Source organism: Salinivibrio sp. IB282 (assembly GCF_001995685.1).
GTDB lineage: Bacteria > Pseudomonadota > Gammaproteobacteria > Enterobacterales > Vibrionaceae > Salinivibrio > Salinivibrio kushneri.
Window position 1 is genome coordinate 1 of the sequence record NZ_MUET01000063.1, and the last position, 17,398, is coordinate 17,398.

Consider the following 17,398-nt stretch of genomic DNA (forward strand, 5'->3'; position numbering starts at 1 on the left):
ACAGCCGGTGTATCATATAAATTTGCGGAAGTGGCGGAATTGGTAGACGCACCAGATTTAGGTTCTGGCGCCGCAAGGTGTGAGAGTTCAAGTCTCTCCTTCCGCACCATATTAAGCCCATCAGCATTCGCTGGTGGGCTTTTTTCGTTATTGCTCTACGCTGAATCATCCTCTTCTCTGTTTTGCCACACTTTTTCCCTCATTATCTTGATCTTTGTTTTGTTTGCTCTACCATAAGTTTCGAATCGAAACTTGGTTGTTATATGTCGAAACGAAATACTCAGCAAAGGCGCCATACCATCGTTACTTTGCTCACCGAGCAAGGCCAAGTGAGTGTCGACGCGCTCTCGCAACGTTTTGAAACCTCAGAGGTGACTATTCGCAAAGATCTCGCGGAGCTGGAGAAAAATGGCCTATTGCTGCGCCGTTACGGTGGAGCGGTACCCGTGCCACAAGAAATGGTGTCGGAGCATGCGGTCAAGGTATCGAAAAAAAAGCAAAGTATTGCCGATGCGGCTGCGGCGCGCATTCGTGACCATAACCGGATTGTGGTCGATAGTGGCACCACCACCGCCGCTTTGATCCCTTTGCTGGATAAGAAACGTGGCTTGGTGGTGATGACCAACTCGCTACAGGTGGCCAATGCCATTCGTGAACTCGAGCACGAACCAACTCTGCTGATGACCGGCGGCACCTGGGATACCCATTCTGAATCGTTTCAAGGCCAAGTAGCCGAACAAACCTTACGTGCCTATGACTTTGATCAGCTTTTTGTCGGTGCCGATGGCATTGATGTGGCACGTGGGACGACGACTTTTAACGAGATGACGGGTCTGACGCGGGTGATGGCGGAGGTCGCGCGTGAGGTGGTGGTGATGATTGAGTCGGAGAAAATCGGGCGTCGGATCCCCAACCTAGAGCTTGCGTGGTCGAGCATCGACACCCTGATCACCGACAGTTTGCTGGATGATGATCTTAAACACGCCATAGAACAAACCGGCACAGATGTGATCTGTGCTGACCAGTAATAAGACCAGTAAGGAAAGACTATGTGTGGAATTGTAGGGGCGGTCGCTCAGCGTGATGTCGCCGAGATTTTAGTAGAGGGGCTGCGTCGCCTTGAATATCGCGGTTACGACTCGGCCGGGGTTGCGATCACCGATTCGGCAACCGGGCAGCTCACTCGTGTGCGCCGGCTGGGTAAAGTGGCTGCATTGTCAGACGCGGTGACCGAGACTAATCCTACCGGTGGTACCGGCATCGCGCATACACGTTGGGCCACCCATGGCGAACCCAGTGAGGCGAACGCCCATCCACATATGTCTGGCGAGCGCATTGCCGTGGTACACAATGGCATTATTGAAAACCACCAAATGCTGCGTGAACAATTACAAGCGCGGGGTTATCAATTCCATTCACAGACCGACACTGAAGTGATTGCGCATTGGGTTGATTGGGAGCTTAAGCAATCCTCTGATTTGCTTGAGGCATTCCAACGCACGGTGAGTCAGCTTGAAGGGGCATACGGTACCGTGGTGATGGATAAAAATCAGCCAGAGCGCTTGATAGCCGCGCGTTCGGGTAGCCCACTAGTGATTGGTTTGGGGATTGGCGAAAACTTTCTCGCCTCGGATCAGTTGGCGCTGCTCAATGTCACGCGTCGCTTTATCTATCTCGAAGAAGGGGATGTGGCCGATATCTCTCGCCGCGAGGTGACCATTTATAATCAAGAAGGCACACCGGTAGAGCGCGAGGTGCATGAAGCCAGTGCGCAGTATGACGCCGCTGACAAAGGCCAATATCGCCACTATATGCAAAAAGAGATTTATGAGCAGCCCACCGCGCTCACCAACACCATGGAAGGCCGCTTAGGCAGCGACCATGTGATTGTCGATGCCATCGGTAATGGGGCCAGCGATATTCTCGCCAAAGCACAGCACATTCAAATCATCGCCTGTGGCACCTCGTACAATGCGGGCATGGTCGCGCGTTATTGGTTTGAATCGCTGGCAGGCGTCAGTTGTGATGTGGAGATTGCCTCGGAGTTTCGCTATCGCCAGTTTGTCACCCGTCCTAATAGCGTGCTGATCACCTTGTCGCAGTCTGGCGAAACGGCCGATACGCTAGCGGCGCTGCGTTTAGCCAAGGAGCGTGGCTATATGGCCACCATGGCCATTTGCAACGTGGCAGGCTCATCGTTGGTACGTGAATCCGATTTGGCCTTTATGACGCGCGCGGGCGCAGAAATTGGCGTGGCCTCGACCAAGGCCTTTACTACCCAGCTGTCTGCGTTGCTGATGCTGGTCACCGCGCTAGGCAAAATGCAGGGATCGATTGGTCGTGACAAAGAACGTGAGATTGTCGATGCTTTGCATCACCTGCCTTCAAGCATCGATCAAGCGTTGACCTTTGATAAAGCGATTGAGCAACTCGCGGAAGATTTTGCTGACAAGCATCACTCTCTGTTTTTAGGGCGTGGCGAGTTTTATCCGATTGCCGTAGAAGCCGCGCTTAAACTCAAAGAGATCTCGTACATTCACGCGGAAGCCTATGCCGCGGGTGAACTAAAACACGGCCCATTGGCGCTGATTGATGCCGATATGCCAGTGATTGTGATTGCCCCCAATAACGAGCTGTTGGAAAAGCTCAAATCCAATATCGAAGAAGTGCGCGCCCGTGGTGGCCAGCTCTACGTGTTTGCCGATCAAGACGCCGGCTTTACACCAGAAGAAGGCATGAAAATTATCGCCATGCCACACGTGGATGACATCATCGCCCCCGTGTTTTACACCATCCCGATGCAGCAATTGTCGTATCATGTGGCCTTGATTAAAGGCACGGACGTCGATCAACCTCGTAACCTTGCTAAAGCCGTCACTGTTGAGTAAACCTGCCCAATAATCACCACGCTCTGACCAGGAGCGTGGTTGATCTTTTATCAATTACTGTCCTCTTTCTACAAAAATGCGATCTGCATAGGATTTATTGCAAAATGCAAATCATTTTGCATTTGATCTCAGGCATGGCGTCTGGAAAATTAAACAGAACGATATTCTGTTTTTTAAATTGTTGAATATCTTGGTTTTTGTTGGTGTCCAATAACTTGGCCTACATTGTGCATACTCAGGGTATAACGACTAACATCGACCAGTTATAGAGAGGAAGCAATGATTGACTCTAAAACCCAAGTAGCAAAACGCATCAAAGAAGCGCGTGAGTGGAAAGGCATCACCCAAGTAAAAATGGCCAAGCTGCTTAATGTGGCCCGTCAAACCTACTTGGATATCGAAAATGGTAAGACAGAGCCGCGTGTTCGTATGCTTTCCAACATTGCTGAGCTGACTGAGCGCCCATTGGTATGGTTTGTCTACGGTGACGAAGATGTTGAAATGCACGATGTTCAGTATAAGCAAGATGTGAACCGCCTGCTTGAGCATTTCTCTCGCTTACCGCACGAAGCCCGTACTGCGATCTTAAACCAAAGCGTGAACATGGCTTCGTTCTTAGTCAACTATTCAAAGGCGGCCCAGCGCGCATAAAAAGACTGCCTGCTCGACTAGATAGGCGGGTGAGTGCTTGCTTACTGAGGTAGGCATCAAAAGCGTAGTGTCACACTATCGGTGTGCGCCACCATGATACGCCTGCCGAGCCATGCATAATGCAGGGGTGGTGTTGTGACGGGCTGTGTTTAATACAGCTCGGGTTGCAGAAATGAGGCATGAACCATGGTGATTTCGACGGCGCGCATCGCGCAACGGATCCGTGAAGCACGGGAATTTAGTAAGATAACCCAAGTAGACATGGCGAAGCGTTTGAATGTCGCGCGCCAAACCTATTTGGATATGGAGTCGGGGAAAACGGATCCGAAAATCCTCGCGCTGGTCATGATAGCGGAAATCACCGGCCGACCCTTCAACTGGTTTGTGCATGGTGAAACGGATGAGCGAGACATCGCCTTCTCTCACCGTGATGATCTCGCCGCATTGACGAGCTTGCTGAGTCAGCTCCCGCAAATGGCACGACAGACAGTGATGGATAACGCGTTGTCCATTGCCGAATATGTGGTCACCCTGGCCCCAGAGCCGCCAAACGAATAAACTCAGCCCGACATTAATGTCGGGCTTTTTGTTGCGGATTAATCGGTGGTTTTTGACAGGAAAAAGCGATAAGCCGGGTTCGACGTCTCGTCTTTCCAGCCATACCCAAGCTCCCGCAAATGGGCCGTAAAAGCGAGCAAGTCCTGGTCGTCAATTTCGAAGCCGCACAGTACGCGACCATAGTCCGAACCATGGTTACGATAATTGAACAGGCTGATGTTCCAATGGGTGCCTAAGGTTTGCAAAAAGTGTAGTAATGCTCCTGGGTATTCAGGAAACTCAAAACTATAAAGCCGTTCACTGAGGTTGGCCAATGGTCGGCCACCAATCATATAGCGCACATGCACTTTAGCCATTTCATCATCGGACAAATCTTCGACCGGATAGCCGGCTTGGCGCAAATCGCGCAGGATATTGTCCAACTCTTCTTGTCCGCCGAGTAATCTGACACCGACGAAGATATTGGCGAGATGGTCATCGCCATACCGATAATTGAACTCGGTGACGGCGCGATCGCCCAATATCTGACAAAAATTAAAAAAGGCGCCGGTTTGCTCGGGAATGGTGACAGCCAGTAAGCCCTCTCGTTTCTCGCCAAGTTCCGCGCGCTCAGAGACGTAGCGCAGCGAGTGGAAATTGGTATTGGCACCAGACAACACGGCCGCCAGCTGTTTATCTTTGAGCTGGTGCTTTTCCACGTATTGCTTCAGGCCGGCTAATGCCAAGGCGCCAGAGGGCTCGGAGATGGCTCGCGTATCCTCAAAGATGTCTTGCACCGCGGCACAAATCGCATCACTCGATACCGTGATGCTGTCATCTAAGTATTGCTGACAAAGCCGGAAAGACTCATCGCCGATACGTTTCACGGCCACACCGTCGGCAAAGGTGCCCACTCTGTCGAGCGTCACTGGGAAGCCAGCATCTAATGCCGCACGTAGACAGGCAGAGTCTTCCGCCTCTACCCCGATGACTTTGATGTTGGGCATCAGTTGTTTGATAAGCACGGCCACGCCCGCGGCGATGCCCCCGCCTCCAACGGGCAGAAAAATATAATCGAGGTGACCATTTTGTTGCACCAGCTCTAAGCCAATGGTGCCCTGTCCAGCAATCACTTGGGGATGATCAAAAGGGGGCACAAAGGTATAACCATGTTCGTCGGCGAGCTGCTGTGCCATGCCTTTGGCTTCATCGAAATTATTACCGTGCAGCACCACATGGCCGCCGAAGCCGCGTACCGCGTCGACCTTGATGGCTGGCGTGGTACGCGGCATCACGATGGTCGCTTTCACCCCAAGGCGGCTACCCGATAGAGCGACGCCCTGAGCGTGGTTACCCGCCGATGCCGCAATCACACCCGCTTTTTTTTGCGCCTCAGTCAGTTGCGCCATCATGTTGTGCGCGCCGCGTAGTTTAAATGAGTGAACCGGTTGGCGATCTTCACGCTTGAGCTGTACCTGATTATTGAAGCGCTCAGATAAGCGCTTCATGGTTTGAAGAGGCGAGGTCATCGCCACTTCATAAACAGGCGCGCGCAAGATATCCCTAAGGTAATCAGCTCCGTCCATCGGTTGTACCCTTGAGGGTTGGGCCTGTTGCATGCTTACTCCTCCAATTTACTGCGATCGCGCACCGCACCTTTATCGGCGCTGGTGGCGAGGCTGGCATAGGCTTTTAACGCGTAAGAGACCTGACGTTGACGGTCTTTGGGCTTCCAGCCGCGTGCATTTAATTCGGTGCGGCGGTTGGCCAGTGTCGCTTCGTCCACCAGCAGACTGATTTCGCGAGTGGGGATATTAATACGAATACGATCGCCGTTTTCCACTAACGCAATGGTGCCGCCGTTCGCTGCCTCGGGAGAGACATGACCAATAGACAGCCCAGAGGTGCCACCAGAGAAGCGTCCATCAGTTAGCAGGGCGCAGGATTTGCCCAATCCCATCGATTTTAAGTAGGTGGTCGGATAGAGCATTTCTTGCATGCCTGGCCCCCCTTTCGGCCCTTCGTAACRGATCACCACCACATCACCGGCTTTCACTTCCCCCCCGAGGATGGCATCCACCGCGTGGTCTTGACTTTCAAACACCACGGCTGGCCCTTCGAAGGTCAGAATACTTTCATCGACCCCAGCGGTTTTGACGATGCAGCCATTGAGCGCGATATTGCCTTGTAGCACGGCTAAACCACCGTCTTGGCTAAAGGCGTATTCATGGGCACGGATACAGCCTGATTGGCGATCATCATCCAGGGTGTCCCAGCGACAGCTTTGCGAGAAGGCTTGGGTGGTACGAATGCCCGCTGGCCCGGCGCGATAGAAGGCTTTAATCGCTTCATCATCGGTTTGCACGATGTCGTATTGCGCCAGTTGCTCTTTAAGGCTCATGCCCAGCACGGTTTGTTGCTCGACGTTTAGCAGGCCAGCGCGCTGAAGCTCACCGAGGATCCCCATTACCCCGCCAGCACGGTGCACATCTTCCATGTGATATTGCGGCGTCGATGGCGCCACCTTGCAAAGGTGAGGCACTTGGCGTGACATACGATCGATATCATCCATATCGAAATGGACGTCGCCTTCTTGCGCGGCCGCAAGCAGGTGCAAGACGGTATTGGTTGACCCGCCCATGGCAATATCGAGCGCCATCGCGTTTTCAAACGAGGCGCGGTTGGCGATATTGCGCGGTAGGATGCTGTCATCGTCCTGCTCATAATAGCGCTTGGCCAGCCCGACTATCCGTTTGCCGGCGTTGATGAACAGTTGCTCACGGTCTGCATGGGTGGCGAGCATCGACCCATTACCGGGTTGGCTGAGCCCCAGCGCTTCGGTGAGACAGTTCATCGAGTTGGCGGTAAACATGCCGGAGCACGACCCGCATGTCGGGCAAGCGGAACGCTCAATCTGCTCGCTTTGCTCATCGGATACATCCGGGTTGGCCCCTTGCATCATGGCATCGACCAAATCGAGTTTTAGGATCTGATCGGATAGCTTGGTTTTCCCCGCTTCCATCGGGCCACCGGAAACAAAGATCACCGGGACATTGAGTCGCATTGAGGCCATCAACATGCCCGGGGTGATTTTGTCACAGTTAGAAATGCAGACCATGGCATCGGCACAGTGTGCATTGACCATATACTCGACCGAGTCTGCGATAATCTCACGGGAAGGCAGTGAGTACAGCATGCCGCCATGACCCATGGCGATGCCATCATCAACGGCGATGGTATTGAACTCTTTGGCGATACCGCCTGCTTGCTCGATTTCCTTGGCGACCAGCTGACCCATGTCTTTGAGATGGACATGGCCGGGGACAAACTGGGTAAATGAGTTGACCACGGCGATAATGGGCTTGCCGAAATCATCATCTTTGACGCCAGTGGCGCGCCATAATGCACGTGCCCCTGCCATGTTGCGACCGTGGGTAGTCGTTTTGGAACGATAGGTTGGCATATTACGACTCCTTTGCCTTATGCGCTCTGGTCTGGGTAAACCGGGTCAAGCCAGCCCCATTTGTCTTCGGTGGTGCCATCAAATAAGCCAAAGAAGGCTTGTTGTAGTGAGGCAGTGATCGGGCCTCGCTGGCCCTCACCGACGGTGATTTGGTCGACGCTACGCACCGGCACGATTTCTGCCGCAGTGCCGGTCATAAAGACTTCATCGGCCAGATACAGTGCTTCACGTGCAATCGGCTCTTCGCAAATGGTGAGCCCTTTTTCTTTCGCCAGGGTGATGATGGAATCACGCGTGAGCCCCGGCAAAATGGCACTGGTGGCGGGTGGGGTGCTGATCACACCATTTTTAACAATAAAGAGGTTCTCACCTGCCCCTTCGGACAGGTAGCCGCGTACATCTAAGGCAATGCCCTCGGCATAGCCGTGACGACGCGCTTCCCCCCCTACTAAGAGGGATGATAAATAGTTGCCGCCGGCTTTGGCCGCGGTCGGAATCGTGTTGGGGGCCGCTCGGTTCCAGCTCGACACCATGGCATCCACCCCTTGGGCGAGCGCTTCTTCCCCTAAGTAGCTTCCCCAGCTAAACGCGGCGATGATGATATCCATTTGTGTATCAGGTGGCGGGCAGACCCCTAGGCCAACGTTGCCCACAAACCCCAGCGGGCGAATGTAGGCAGAGCGTAGTTGGTTCACGCGTAAGGTTTCACGACACGCTTCCATCAGCGCGTCGACGCTGTAGGGGATTGGAAAACGATATATTTTGGCCGAGTCTTTCAAGCGCTGCATGTGCTCGCGATGGCGAAACACCACTGGGCCGTTCGGCGTGTCGTAGCAGCGGATCCCCTCAAACACCGAGGTACCATAGTGCATGGCATGCGTGAGTACGTGCACGGTGGCATCCTGCCAAGCGATCATTTCACCGTTAGACCAAATGTAATCAGCGGTATTTGTCGACATTCTTTTCTTCCTTTTTGGTTATGCGCGTAGGGAGTGTGGCTGGGATGAGGACATCATGACCTCAGCCACGTCCCATAGCTTAGTCAGTTGTGGTCGCAAGGTCTCGATCGCTCTTTGGCTTTCGACGGTGACGTCAAAAATTACTTGGCCGCTTTCTGAAGGCAAAGACATATTGAATTGACAAACCGTAAAGCCGCGATGACGGATCACACGCAAAACACGCTCGAGCAGTTCAGGGCTGTGGGTGGCATGAATTGAAAACTGGTGTTGCATCATAAGTCTTGCTCCATCATTTGTTGGTTTGCCGCGCCGGGTGGTACCAGCGGCCATACGTTTTCCATCTCATCAATGGCAACATGCAGCAAATACGGGCCTTGATGTGCCATCAAGGTGTTGAGCGCGTCCTCGACTTCGTCTTTGCGCTGGATACTGTGTCCAGGAATATCAAAGGCGCGCGCTAGGGTGAGAAAGTCCGGGTTATCAGACAGGTCAGTTTCACTGTAACGTTGCTCGAAAAACAGCTGTTGCCATTGACGCACCATGCCCAAGCGTTGGTTATCCAGCAGGATGATTTTCACCCCGATCCCGCGACGCTTCAGTGTGCCCAGCTCTTGGACGTTCATCATGAATGAACCATCTCCGGACACCAACACCACTTCATCCTCGGGGCGAGCCACTTTGGCCCCCATCGCGGCAGGCAAGCCAAATCCCATGGTGCCTAGTCCTGCGGAGGTCAGCAGGTTCTCGGGTTGAGAGGGGCGAACATGTTGCGCGACCCACATTTGGTGTTGACCCACATCGGTGGCAACCACTGTGCTTGCAGGCATGCTATCGGATAAGTGTTTGAGTAAGGCGGGAGCATAGATCGCCTCGCCAGGGTGGTCGTAGCGCCACGCGTGAGTGGTTTGCCATTCGGTTATTTGCGCCCGCCATGCCGGTGAGGTGTCAGGGCAGGCGAGTGCAGGGAGCACTTGATTGAGTGGGGCGCAAACCGGGGCTTGTGCGCGGCGCAGTTTATTGATTTCGGCGGCATCGATATCTAGGTGCACCACATTGGCATGGGGGGCAAAGGTATCGAGCTTGCCGGTCACCCGGTCATCAAAGCGCGCGCCGATGACAATCAGCAAATCAGACGCTTGCACCGCAAGGTTGGCCGCTTTGGTGCCATGCATGCCGAGCATCCCGAGGTAATACGGATAGTTTGCTTCAACTGTGCCCAAGCCTTTCAGCGTGCTCACGACAGGTAGCTGACTGCGATCCAAGTAATCACGTAATGCCTGGGTCGCTTTACCGAGTATCACGCCACCGCCCAAGTAGACCATAGGGCGCTCACTGGTTCGAATCAGCGCATTGGCCTTTTCGAGCGCTTGGTTGTCGACAGGATCAGCGTTTGCGGTGCGAACTTGAGTTTCCGTGTGTGGGATCAGTGCTTGTTGCACATCTTTAGCGATATCGACCAATACCGGGCCAGGACGGCCGGATTGTGCTATTTCGAATGCCTGCGCTAAGGTGGTAGTAAGCTCGGCCGGATCAGTGACCAGAAAACTGTGTTTGGTGCAGGCAAGCGATAAGCCGAGGACATCAATCTCTTGAAAGGCATCCGTTCCAATTAGCGGACTGGCAACTTGGCCGGTGATCGCGACCACGGGCACCGAGTCCATCATTGCATCGGCAAGCCCGGTGACTAAGTTAGTGGCGCCCGGCCCTGATGTCGCCAGGCAGACGCCAGGGCGGCCACTGGCGCGGGCATACCCGATGGCGGCCATCGCCGCGCCTTGTTCGTGGCGACATAAAATATGTTCAACCCCACCATCATAGAGGGCATCATACACAGGCATGATGGCACCGCCTGGATACCCAAATACGGTTTCAACGCCTTGCTTATGTAAGGCTTCCACAACCCATTGTGCACCTGTCATCCTCGTCCCTCCCCGTATGAACGGGGAGGGCAGGCGGGCGAATGATCGGTCTCTGCGCTCTCCATCATTGTTGCTTCCGTTGTCGCGTGGCTATCGCCACATGAATGAAAAAAGCCCCCGAACCTGTTGGTTGCGGGGGCTTGGTTGCGATGTTGCTGCTGTATTTCGCGTACCTAAACCCCTCGCGGCATAATGACCACGATGAGGCGAATAATTAGGACGATAGCGAAGTTAAGCATTTGTCTGTCTTTTCTTGTCGTTAGCCCATTTTATGAGCTTTTTGTTAATTTGTTTTTTGTTTATGCCTGCTTGTTACAGGTCAGTCACGAACCCGATCTATCGCCGAGTCTCGTGTTTAATTGTTGTGCATTTGTAGTGGTATCACAGACATCACTCGCATGACAAGAAAAAAATACTCTTAATCATAAATTGGCTCGGCACTATAAGAGCCGGGTTTCATAGTGGCTAACAAGGGCAACGCGGAGAGAAAATGGCATTAGCGATAGTGCACAGTCGAGCCTGTGTGGGCGTGCAAGCACCAAATGTAACGGTAGAAGTGCATATATCCAATGGTTTACCTGGTTTTGCGCTGGTGGGGCTGCCGGAAACCACGGTGAAAGAAGCCCGAGACAGGGTGAGAAGTGCGATTGTGACCTCTAACTTTGAGTTCCCATCACGTCGGATCACCGTTAACCTTGCACCGGCTGACTTACCCAAAGAAGGTGGACGGTTTGATTTACCGATTGCACTTGGGATCTTGGTGGCGTCTGGGCAACTGCCGGAGAAGCGGCTTAAGGAGTTCGAGTTTTTGGGGGAGCTGGCTTTGTCCGGGCAGCTACGGCCGGTTAAAGGGGCCTTGCCCGCCGCGCTTGCCTGTCAAAAAGCGCAGCGCGCACTGGTGGTGCCAGATGATAACGCCAGCCAGGTCGCATTGGTGGACAATGCGCGCCATGTATCCGCCCCTGATCTGATTGCGGTGGGTCAGCACCTGACAGGCCAACAAAGCCTTTGTTTGAATACAACTCAGGTTGAGGCCCCCGAGCCGCCGCCGACCCGGTGTTTGCGTGACATTATCGGCCAACAGCAAGGCAAGCGGGCGCTCGAAATCGCCGCGAGTGGCTCTCACAATCTCCTTTTTGTTGGCCCACCCGGCACCGGCAAAACCATGCTGGCCTCGCGTTTGTGCGATTTACTCCCGCCCATGAATGATGAAGAAGCACTGGCCTCCGCGGCGGTGACTTCTTTAACCCAGCAACCCTTGCATGAAGGAAATTGGCGTCAGCGCCCGTTTCGTAGTCCCCACCACTCAAGCTCGATGGCGGCGTTGGTCGGGGGTGGCACCGTCCCGCGCCCGGGAGAGATCTCTTTGTCGCACCATGGGGTGCTGTTTTTAGATGAAATGCCAGAGTTCGAGCGCCGGGTGCTTGATGCCCTGCGTGAGCCGCTAGAGTCGGGGGAGATTATTATCTCTCGCGCCAATGGCAAAACCCGCTTTCCCGCGCGCTTTCAGCTGATAGGCGCATTAAACCCTAGCCCCACAGGCCATCATGAAGGAGAGCTCGCGCGTTCAAACCCACAGCAAATCTTGCGCTATTTAGCCCGTTTGTCTGGGCCATTATTAGATAGGTTTGATATGTCGATTGACATCCCAGCACTGCCAAGAGGGAGCCTCTCCAATGGTGGTGACCGTGGTGAGTCAACGGAGGTGGTAAAAGCCCGAGTTGAAGCGGCGCGCACGCGGATGGTGGCGCGTCAAGGTAAGGTTAATGCGTTGCTAAGCAATCGAGAAATGGAACAACATTGCCAACTGGCTCAAACCGATGCGGCATTTTTAGAGCAAGCCTTGCATCGTTTGGGGCTGTCTGTGCGGGCGTATCATCGAATTATAAAAGTGGCGAGAACCATTGCGGATTTGGCCGATGTTGACACCATCCAGCGCTCTCATCTTGCTGAGGCGCTGGGGTATCGGGCGATGGATGGCTTATTACGCCACCTCAACGCCCAAGTCAGCTAATTACTTTTGGGTAAGCAAGAAGTTGATCAACTGAAAGTATTCTTCAGGGGTTTCCACTGTTTTCGGCGTGACATGATACTTGCCGTTCACGACCACGGCAGGGACGCCGCGCAGGCCCGCCTTTTCGAATGATTGGTCAAAACGCTTCGCCATTGAGTTGGCTGCAAAGCTGTTGTAAGCACCATCAAACTCTTGGCCATCAATGCCGTTATCAACAAACATTTGGCGCACCTCGGCCAATGATTTGGGTGGGTTTTGCGCCGCGTGAATGCGATCAAACATCACCGGAATGATAGTGTCTTGTGCGTTAAGTACCACGGCGGTTGCGTATGCACGGGTGACGACACTGCCCATATCCCCGCCCATAAAGGAGACGTGATTTTTCACCACTTTGGCGTTGTCGGGCACCTGCTGCTTAAGCTGTTGAACCAATGGCTCAAATTGATAACAGTGTGGGCAGTAGAAGGAGAAAAACTCGGTGACGGTCGGTGTCTCCGTGGCTGGCGTGTCCAGCACTTGGTAGTCTTCGCCCGCCTTGAAACGGCCCGGCTTGGCATCAGCCACCTCAATGGGTGCTGCTGGCTCAGACTGGGTTTGTGAAGACTCTGCTGTTTGCGTGGTTTGTGATGACGTTTGTGTCACGCTTTCAGGCTCAGAGCAGGCGGTTAAGCCGAGGATGAGTAGCACAGGAAACAGTTTCTTTAACATGATTGAATGACTCTCCGTTATCGATTGAGCGCTTACGGGTACAGCGTAAGCGGTGGCGCTTGTAGGGTGGCAAGTTGTTCTTTAAACGCCAGTACCTGACCTTCCCAGTATTTTGCATCAGCAAACCAAGGAAATGCACGAGGAAAAGCAGGGTCTTGCCAGCGTTTTGCTAGCCACGCCATATAGTGCACCATTCTCAGACCACGCAAGGGCTCGATCAGTTGCAACTGATCGGCGGGGAATTCACGAAATTCGCGATAACCCTCCGCCAAGGTATCGAGTTGGGCAAGCTGATCGGCACGGCTACCGTTTAAAAATAGCCACAAGTCTTGAATCGCAGGGCCGTTACGCGTGTCATCAAAATCCACAAACAGCGGCCCGTCGCGCCACAGAATGTTGCTGGGATGGCAGTCACCGTGCAAGCGGATCGCCGGCCAGTCTGTATGCCAGCGTGCGGCAATGGCGTCGATCAGGCGGTCAAGATCAGAGAAAAAGGTCGCCTGAATGCCTTCTGGGATCAGATTTGCCTCATTTAATACCTGACGAGGCTGATAAAGGTGACTGTCGAGATCGAACTTTGCCCGTTCCTGGAAGGGGGTCGCCGCGCCCACTTGGTGTAGGCGGCCAAGATAACGACCGACCGCCTCAAGCTGATCCCAATTATCCACTTCAAAACCCCGGCCGCCGACACTGGGAAACAACGCAAAACGAAACCCCTCGGCGGTAAACAGGCTTGTTCCCTCGCGGTATATAGGCGCCACCACGGGAATATCGGCTTGGGCGAGCTCATGGCAGAACGCGTGCTCTTCAAGAATTTGCGCGTTAGACCAGCGCCCGGGCCGGTAAAACTTCACCACATAGCGCTGGCCATCATCAGCGACAAATTGGGCAACACGGTTTTCATAGCTGTTCAGCGCAAGCAAGCCTGATTGGGGATAGATCCCCACTGACTCAATCGCATTTAACTGAACATCTGGCGTTAGTGTATGAAAATCAAAGCCATGGTCAGTCATGAGTATTCCGTCTGTGTGGCAAAACGCCATAGTAACAAATAAAAAGGGCGCTGCCTGCGCCCTTTTCGTCTGCATACGGTGTGGCGATTAAAGGTCAGTGATAAACCGACTCTCCGCCGTGACCACTTTTTGCTCCTCACCCGATTCGCGTTCCATCACAAAAGTGATGTCAGCGATACGCTGTTCCATCTCATAGGTATCAACCGCGAGGCTGATGGGTAATGAGAACACTTCTCCGGCTTGGACATTGACCGTCTGCGGGCCATGCCATTCCACATCGTTTAGCCCATTCACTGACAGCTGATAGATCTCATCCGATTGGGTTTTGTTGAGGATTTTTAAGGTATAGGTGTTTTCGACCAGCCCTTGGTTATTGATGCGATAAAGCTGGTTACGGTCACGAATCACATCCAGCTCCATGGGCATCACTGACATCGCCAAATAGATAAACATGGCAGTCACGATAGTCATGACAACCCCGTAGCCAAGGAGCTTAGGTCGCATCACGGCCGTTTTCTTGCCTTCTAGTTTGTGCTCGGTGGTGTAGCTAATCAGTCCACGCTCATAGCCCATGCGATCCATGGTTTCATCGCAAGCATCGATACAGGCACCACAGTTGATACATTCGTATTGCAAGCCGTCACGAATATCGATGCCCGTCGGGCAGACTTGCACACATAAATTACAGTCAATACAGTCACCGAGCCCCAACTCTTTCGGATCTTTTTTACGAGGACGTGGGCCGCGTTTTTCACCGCGCTTGGCATCATACCCGACAATGAAGGTGTCTTTGTCGAACATGGCTGACTGGAAGCGCGCGTAAGGGCACATGTGGATACACATAATCGAGCGCATCCAGCCGGCGTTACCATAGGTACAAGCGGCAAAGAAGATCACCCAAAAACCGACCCAGAAGCTGGTATCAAAGGTGACTAAATCGATGGCTAACTCGCGCATCGGCACAAAGTAGCCGACGAAGGTCATCCCAGTCACCAAGGAGATCGCCCACCACGCTGCATGCTTAGCGGTTTTGCGCGCGGCTAGCTCAGGCGTCAGTTTTAACGAGTCTTGCTTGCGGCGTTTATTAGCCGCGCCTTCGAGTTTTTCCTCAAACCAAATAAACAAAAAGGTCCATACCGTTTGCGGGCATAAGTACCCACACCACACGCGGCCAAGAAAGGTGGTGATGAAGAAAAGGCCAAATGCCGCGAGCATCAACAAGGCAGCCAGCAAGGTAAGGTCTTGTGGCCAGAGTGTGGTGCCAAAAAAGGTAAACTTCTGATTACCGATATCGAGTAAGATGGCTTGGCGTCCTTGGTATGGGAGCCATGGAATGGCGAGGAACACCAGCATGAAAAACCAGCCCATATAGCGTCGCATACGCTGGTAATAGCCTTTTACCGCACGCACATAAATACGATTGCTCGGATTGAATCGGTCGTCAGCCCCTTTGTGAGTTTTGGGGTTGTACTCTTTTGCAGTCACGTCTTTGACGTTGATTTTTTTATCGCTCATGACATTGGCTTTCCTTGGGGTACGGGTCCATGGTGCATTGCCAGGCCCTGATTATCATTGTTGCCTGTAATTGTAGCGCAGCGAATTCCTTGAATACGCTACCAGAGTCATAGTTTGCAACATAGCCACAAACTCAATGAAATCTAGCTATAACAGACGATTAGCCAGACTGCTTTCACGATGATTGCTGAGGCGGGATCCCGCGCGCGCGCAAAATCGCGGCTTTAAAATCGTCTTCACAATCTTTGGCTAGCCCAGGAATGGGGGCATCAGTGTCTTCTAGTCGCATCTTAAGCTGATAGATCAAGGTATCGTCTGATAGCGTGGTGATATCCTGACCATGACCCGCTTCATCAGCGATCTGGATGAGCACTTGCATCAGAGAGCAGTCAGGGGTTTTTTGCCAAGATTGATTGAGTAGGTCGAGCAGCTCATTGATACGGTGGCATTGCATATGGGCGTCCTTAGTGTGGCACGTAAAAAATGCCATTTTGCCCGACCACACTGAAGTGAAACTTAGCCAGGATCAATTTCCGTTCAGGTGGTGATTAATTAATCGGCATCACGCGATTACGGCCTAAGTTTTTAGCTTGATACAAGTGCTGATCGGCACGGTAAATCAGATCGGCACTCGACTCCGTTTTCTCTTCATCATATTCTGCGACGCCAATGGAGACGGTAATATGATCCAAGGTTCGGCCGCGACGTCGGTCTTTGATCACCATGCGATCAATCGCGGCGCGCAATGTTTCGGCGGTGCGTTTGGCGGTACTCAACTTTTTTTGTGGTACCAATAACGCAAACTCCTCGCCCCCATAGCGAAAGGCTTGTACGCCATCCCGACAGTAATCGAGGATCCGCTTAGCGACCTGCTTTAATGCGATATCACCGAGCACATGACCATAAGTATCATTGAGCTTTTTGAAGTGGTCGAGATCAATGAGTATCAAGCAAAACGGCCAGGTTTGTGGGCTATCAATGTAGGCGGTGAGCTCGCGCTCAAAGGCTGCACGATTAAGCAAACCGGTTAAGCCATCATGGGTGGCTTGTTCTGTCATCTCTGCCAAGTTTTGCTTCAATTGCGCAATCTCTTGCTGCGCGTCATTAAGCTGGTGCTTAAAGTAGCGGGTCGACTGGGTCAGTGCTTGCGAGTCTTTGACCACGTTGCGTACCACAGCAATGGTCTCATCAATGGATAGCCCTTCGTTTTCGACCCGTGACAGCTGTTCAAAGGTGTTATCGAGCACCGAATGAAAAGCGTCAGTATCTTGGATCGTATCTGACATCGAGTGAGTCATTTCGGTCATCATCGATTCTAAGCTTTGCTTTAATGCATTGATGTCTCGACTATGTTTATCGGCCATGTGTTTTTGGTAGAGCATATCGCTTTGCAGCGGGCTGCAGGTACCGTGCTCATCCACCGTGGCATCGACATCCGCGTTAAGTTTGGCGTCGGTATTGGCGACATAGGTGTACCACAAGGCATAGTTGGTGGGCGTGGTCGGCACCTTATATTTCATCATCAAGGGCACCGCTTTTTTGAGGAAGCTGGTAGATTGCTGAAATTGATCGTCCGACATGGCGTTCCTTTCTGCGTTGTCGATACCAAGAGAGCTTTTATTAGTGTATACCCAAAGTGATTGGAACGGCAGTAGACAGCGAAAAAGCGTGAGCCTGCAGGCAACAACGCCTGCAGGATAGGATTAAAGGAAGAAAGGACTGGGCTGGAAC

At 52.9% G+C, this 17,398-nt stretch carries 15 protein-coding genes and 1 tRNA gene; 6 read left to right on the plus strand and 10 right to left on the minus strand.

Features of this window, described 5'->3' with window-relative positions; translation table 11 throughout:
* Nucleotides 1-24: 24 nt before the first annotated feature.
* From BZG14_RS11935 to BZG14_RS11955, 5 genes are all read left to right on the plus strand, one after another.
* A tRNA-Leu gene (locus BZG14_RS11935) sits at nt 25-109 on the plus strand.
* A 154-nt stretch (nt 110-263) separates the two neighbouring features.
* On the plus strand, nt 264-1,028 hold the full coding sequence (locus tag BZG14_RS11940; protein ID WP_077458598.1) for a DeoR/GlpR family DNA-binding transcription regulator: 765 nt from the start codon (nt 264-266) through the stop codon (nt 1,026-1,028).
* 21 nt (nt 1,029-1,049) lie between these two features.
* Nucleotides 1,050-2,888, plus strand: coding sequence for a glutamine--fructose-6-phosphate transaminase (isomerizing) (gene glmS, locus BZG14_RS11945; protein ID WP_077608829.1), 1,839 nt, complete (start codon nt 1,050-1,052; stop codon nt 2,886-2,888).
* A 279-nt stretch (nt 2,889-3,167) separates the two neighbouring features.
* Nucleotides 3,168-3,539 carry a helix-turn-helix transcriptional regulator gene (locus BZG14_RS11950; protein ID WP_021022741.1) on the plus strand — a complete coding sequence of 124 codons (372 nt, stop codon included), beginning with the start codon at nt 3,168-3,170 and terminating at the stop codon, nt 3,537-3,539.
* 186 nt (nt 3,540-3,725) lie between these two features.
* Entirely contained in the window at nt 3,726-4,097 is a 372-nt protein-coding gene (locus tag BZG14_RS11955; RefSeq protein ID WP_077458600.1) for a helix-turn-helix domain-containing protein, read from the plus strand.
* A gap of 38 nt (nt 4,098-4,135) precedes the next feature.
* On the opposite strand, the gene ilvA is transcribed toward BZG14_RS11955, so the two are convergent.
* Genes ilvA through ilvG form a run of 5 tightly spaced genes read right to left on the minus strand, consistent with a single transcriptional unit; the run spans nt 4,136 to nt 10,417 of the window.
* Entirely contained in the window at nt 4,136-5,695 is a 1,560-nt protein-coding gene (gene ilvA / locus BZG14_RS11960; RefSeq protein WP_077458601.1) for a threonine ammonia-lyase, biosynthetic, read from the minus strand.
* Between the two features lie 2 nt (nt 5,696-5,697).
* On the minus strand, nt 5,698-7,539 hold the full coding sequence (gene ilvD / locus BZG14_RS11965; protein ID WP_077608830.1) for a dihydroxy-acid dehydratase: 1,842 nt from the start codon (nt 7,537-7,539) through the stop codon (nt 5,698-5,700).
* Between the two features lie 17 nt (nt 7,540-7,556).
* Nucleotides 7,557-8,498, minus strand: coding sequence for a branched-chain-amino-acid transaminase (gene ilvE, locus BZG14_RS11970; protein ID WP_077486775.1), 942 nt, complete (start codon nt 8,496-8,498; stop codon nt 7,557-7,559).
* Nucleotides 8,499-8,516: 18 nt separating this feature from the next.
* Entirely contained in the window at nt 8,517-8,774 is a 258-nt protein-coding gene (ilvM, locus tag BZG14_RS11975) for an acetolactate synthase 2 small subunit (protein WP_069362342.1), read from the minus strand.
* Nucleotides 8,771-10,417 (minus strand): acetolactate synthase 2 catalytic subunit, encoded by a 1,647-nt coding sequence (gene ilvG / locus BZG14_RS11980; protein WP_077523076.1) that lies wholly within the window; start codon nt 10,415-10,417, stop codon nt 8,771-8,773. Before ilvG ends, ilvM begins: the two co-directional genes overlap by 4 nt.
* A 490-nt stretch (nt 10,418-10,907) precedes the next feature.
* Here ilvG and BZG14_RS11985 point away from each other — a divergent pair, with 490 nt between their 5' ends.
* Complete coding sequence (locus BZG14_RS11985; RefSeq protein WP_077608831.1) at nt 10,908-12,431, plus strand: YifB family Mg chelatase-like AAA ATPase; 1,524 nt, start codon at nt 10,908-10,910, stop codon at nt 12,429-12,431.
* Here BZG14_RS11985 and BZG14_RS11990 read toward each other — a convergent pair whose 3' ends face one another.
* The 5 genes from BZG14_RS11990 to BZG14_RS12010 all read right to left on the minus strand — a co-directional run bounded on the left by BZG14_RS11990 (nt 12,432) and on the right by BZG14_RS12010 (nt 17,247).
* Complete coding sequence (locus BZG14_RS11990; protein WP_077458606.1) at nt 12,432-13,139, minus strand: thiol:disulfide interchange protein DsbA/DsbL; 708 nt, start codon at nt 13,137-13,139, stop codon at nt 12,432-12,434.
* A gap of 32 nt (nt 13,140-13,171) precedes the next feature.
* On the minus strand, nt 13,172-14,152 hold the full coding sequence (locus BZG14_RS11995) for a serine/threonine protein kinase (protein ID WP_077523072.1): 981 nt from the start codon (nt 14,150-14,152) through the stop codon (nt 13,172-13,174).
* A gap of 87 nt (nt 14,153-14,239) precedes the next feature.
* Entirely contained in the window at nt 14,240-15,667 is a 1,428-nt protein-coding gene (gene ccoG, locus BZG14_RS12000; RefSeq protein ID WP_069362346.1) for a cytochrome c oxidase accessory protein CcoG, read from the minus strand.
* Between the two features lie 175 nt (nt 15,668-15,842).
* Nucleotides 15,843-16,121, minus strand: coding sequence for a YihD family protein (locus tag BZG14_RS12005; protein ID WP_077458608.1), 279 nt, complete (start codon nt 16,119-16,121; stop codon nt 15,843-15,845).
* 94 nt (nt 16,122-16,215) lie between these two features.
* The gene (locus tag BZG14_RS12010) at nt 16,216-17,247 is read right to left on the minus strand and encodes a GGDEF domain-containing protein (protein ID WP_069362348.1); all 1,032 of its coding nucleotides are present in this window, start codon (nt 17,245-17,247) and stop codon (nt 16,216-16,218) included.
* Nucleotides 17,248-17,398: the final 151 nt, after the last annotated feature.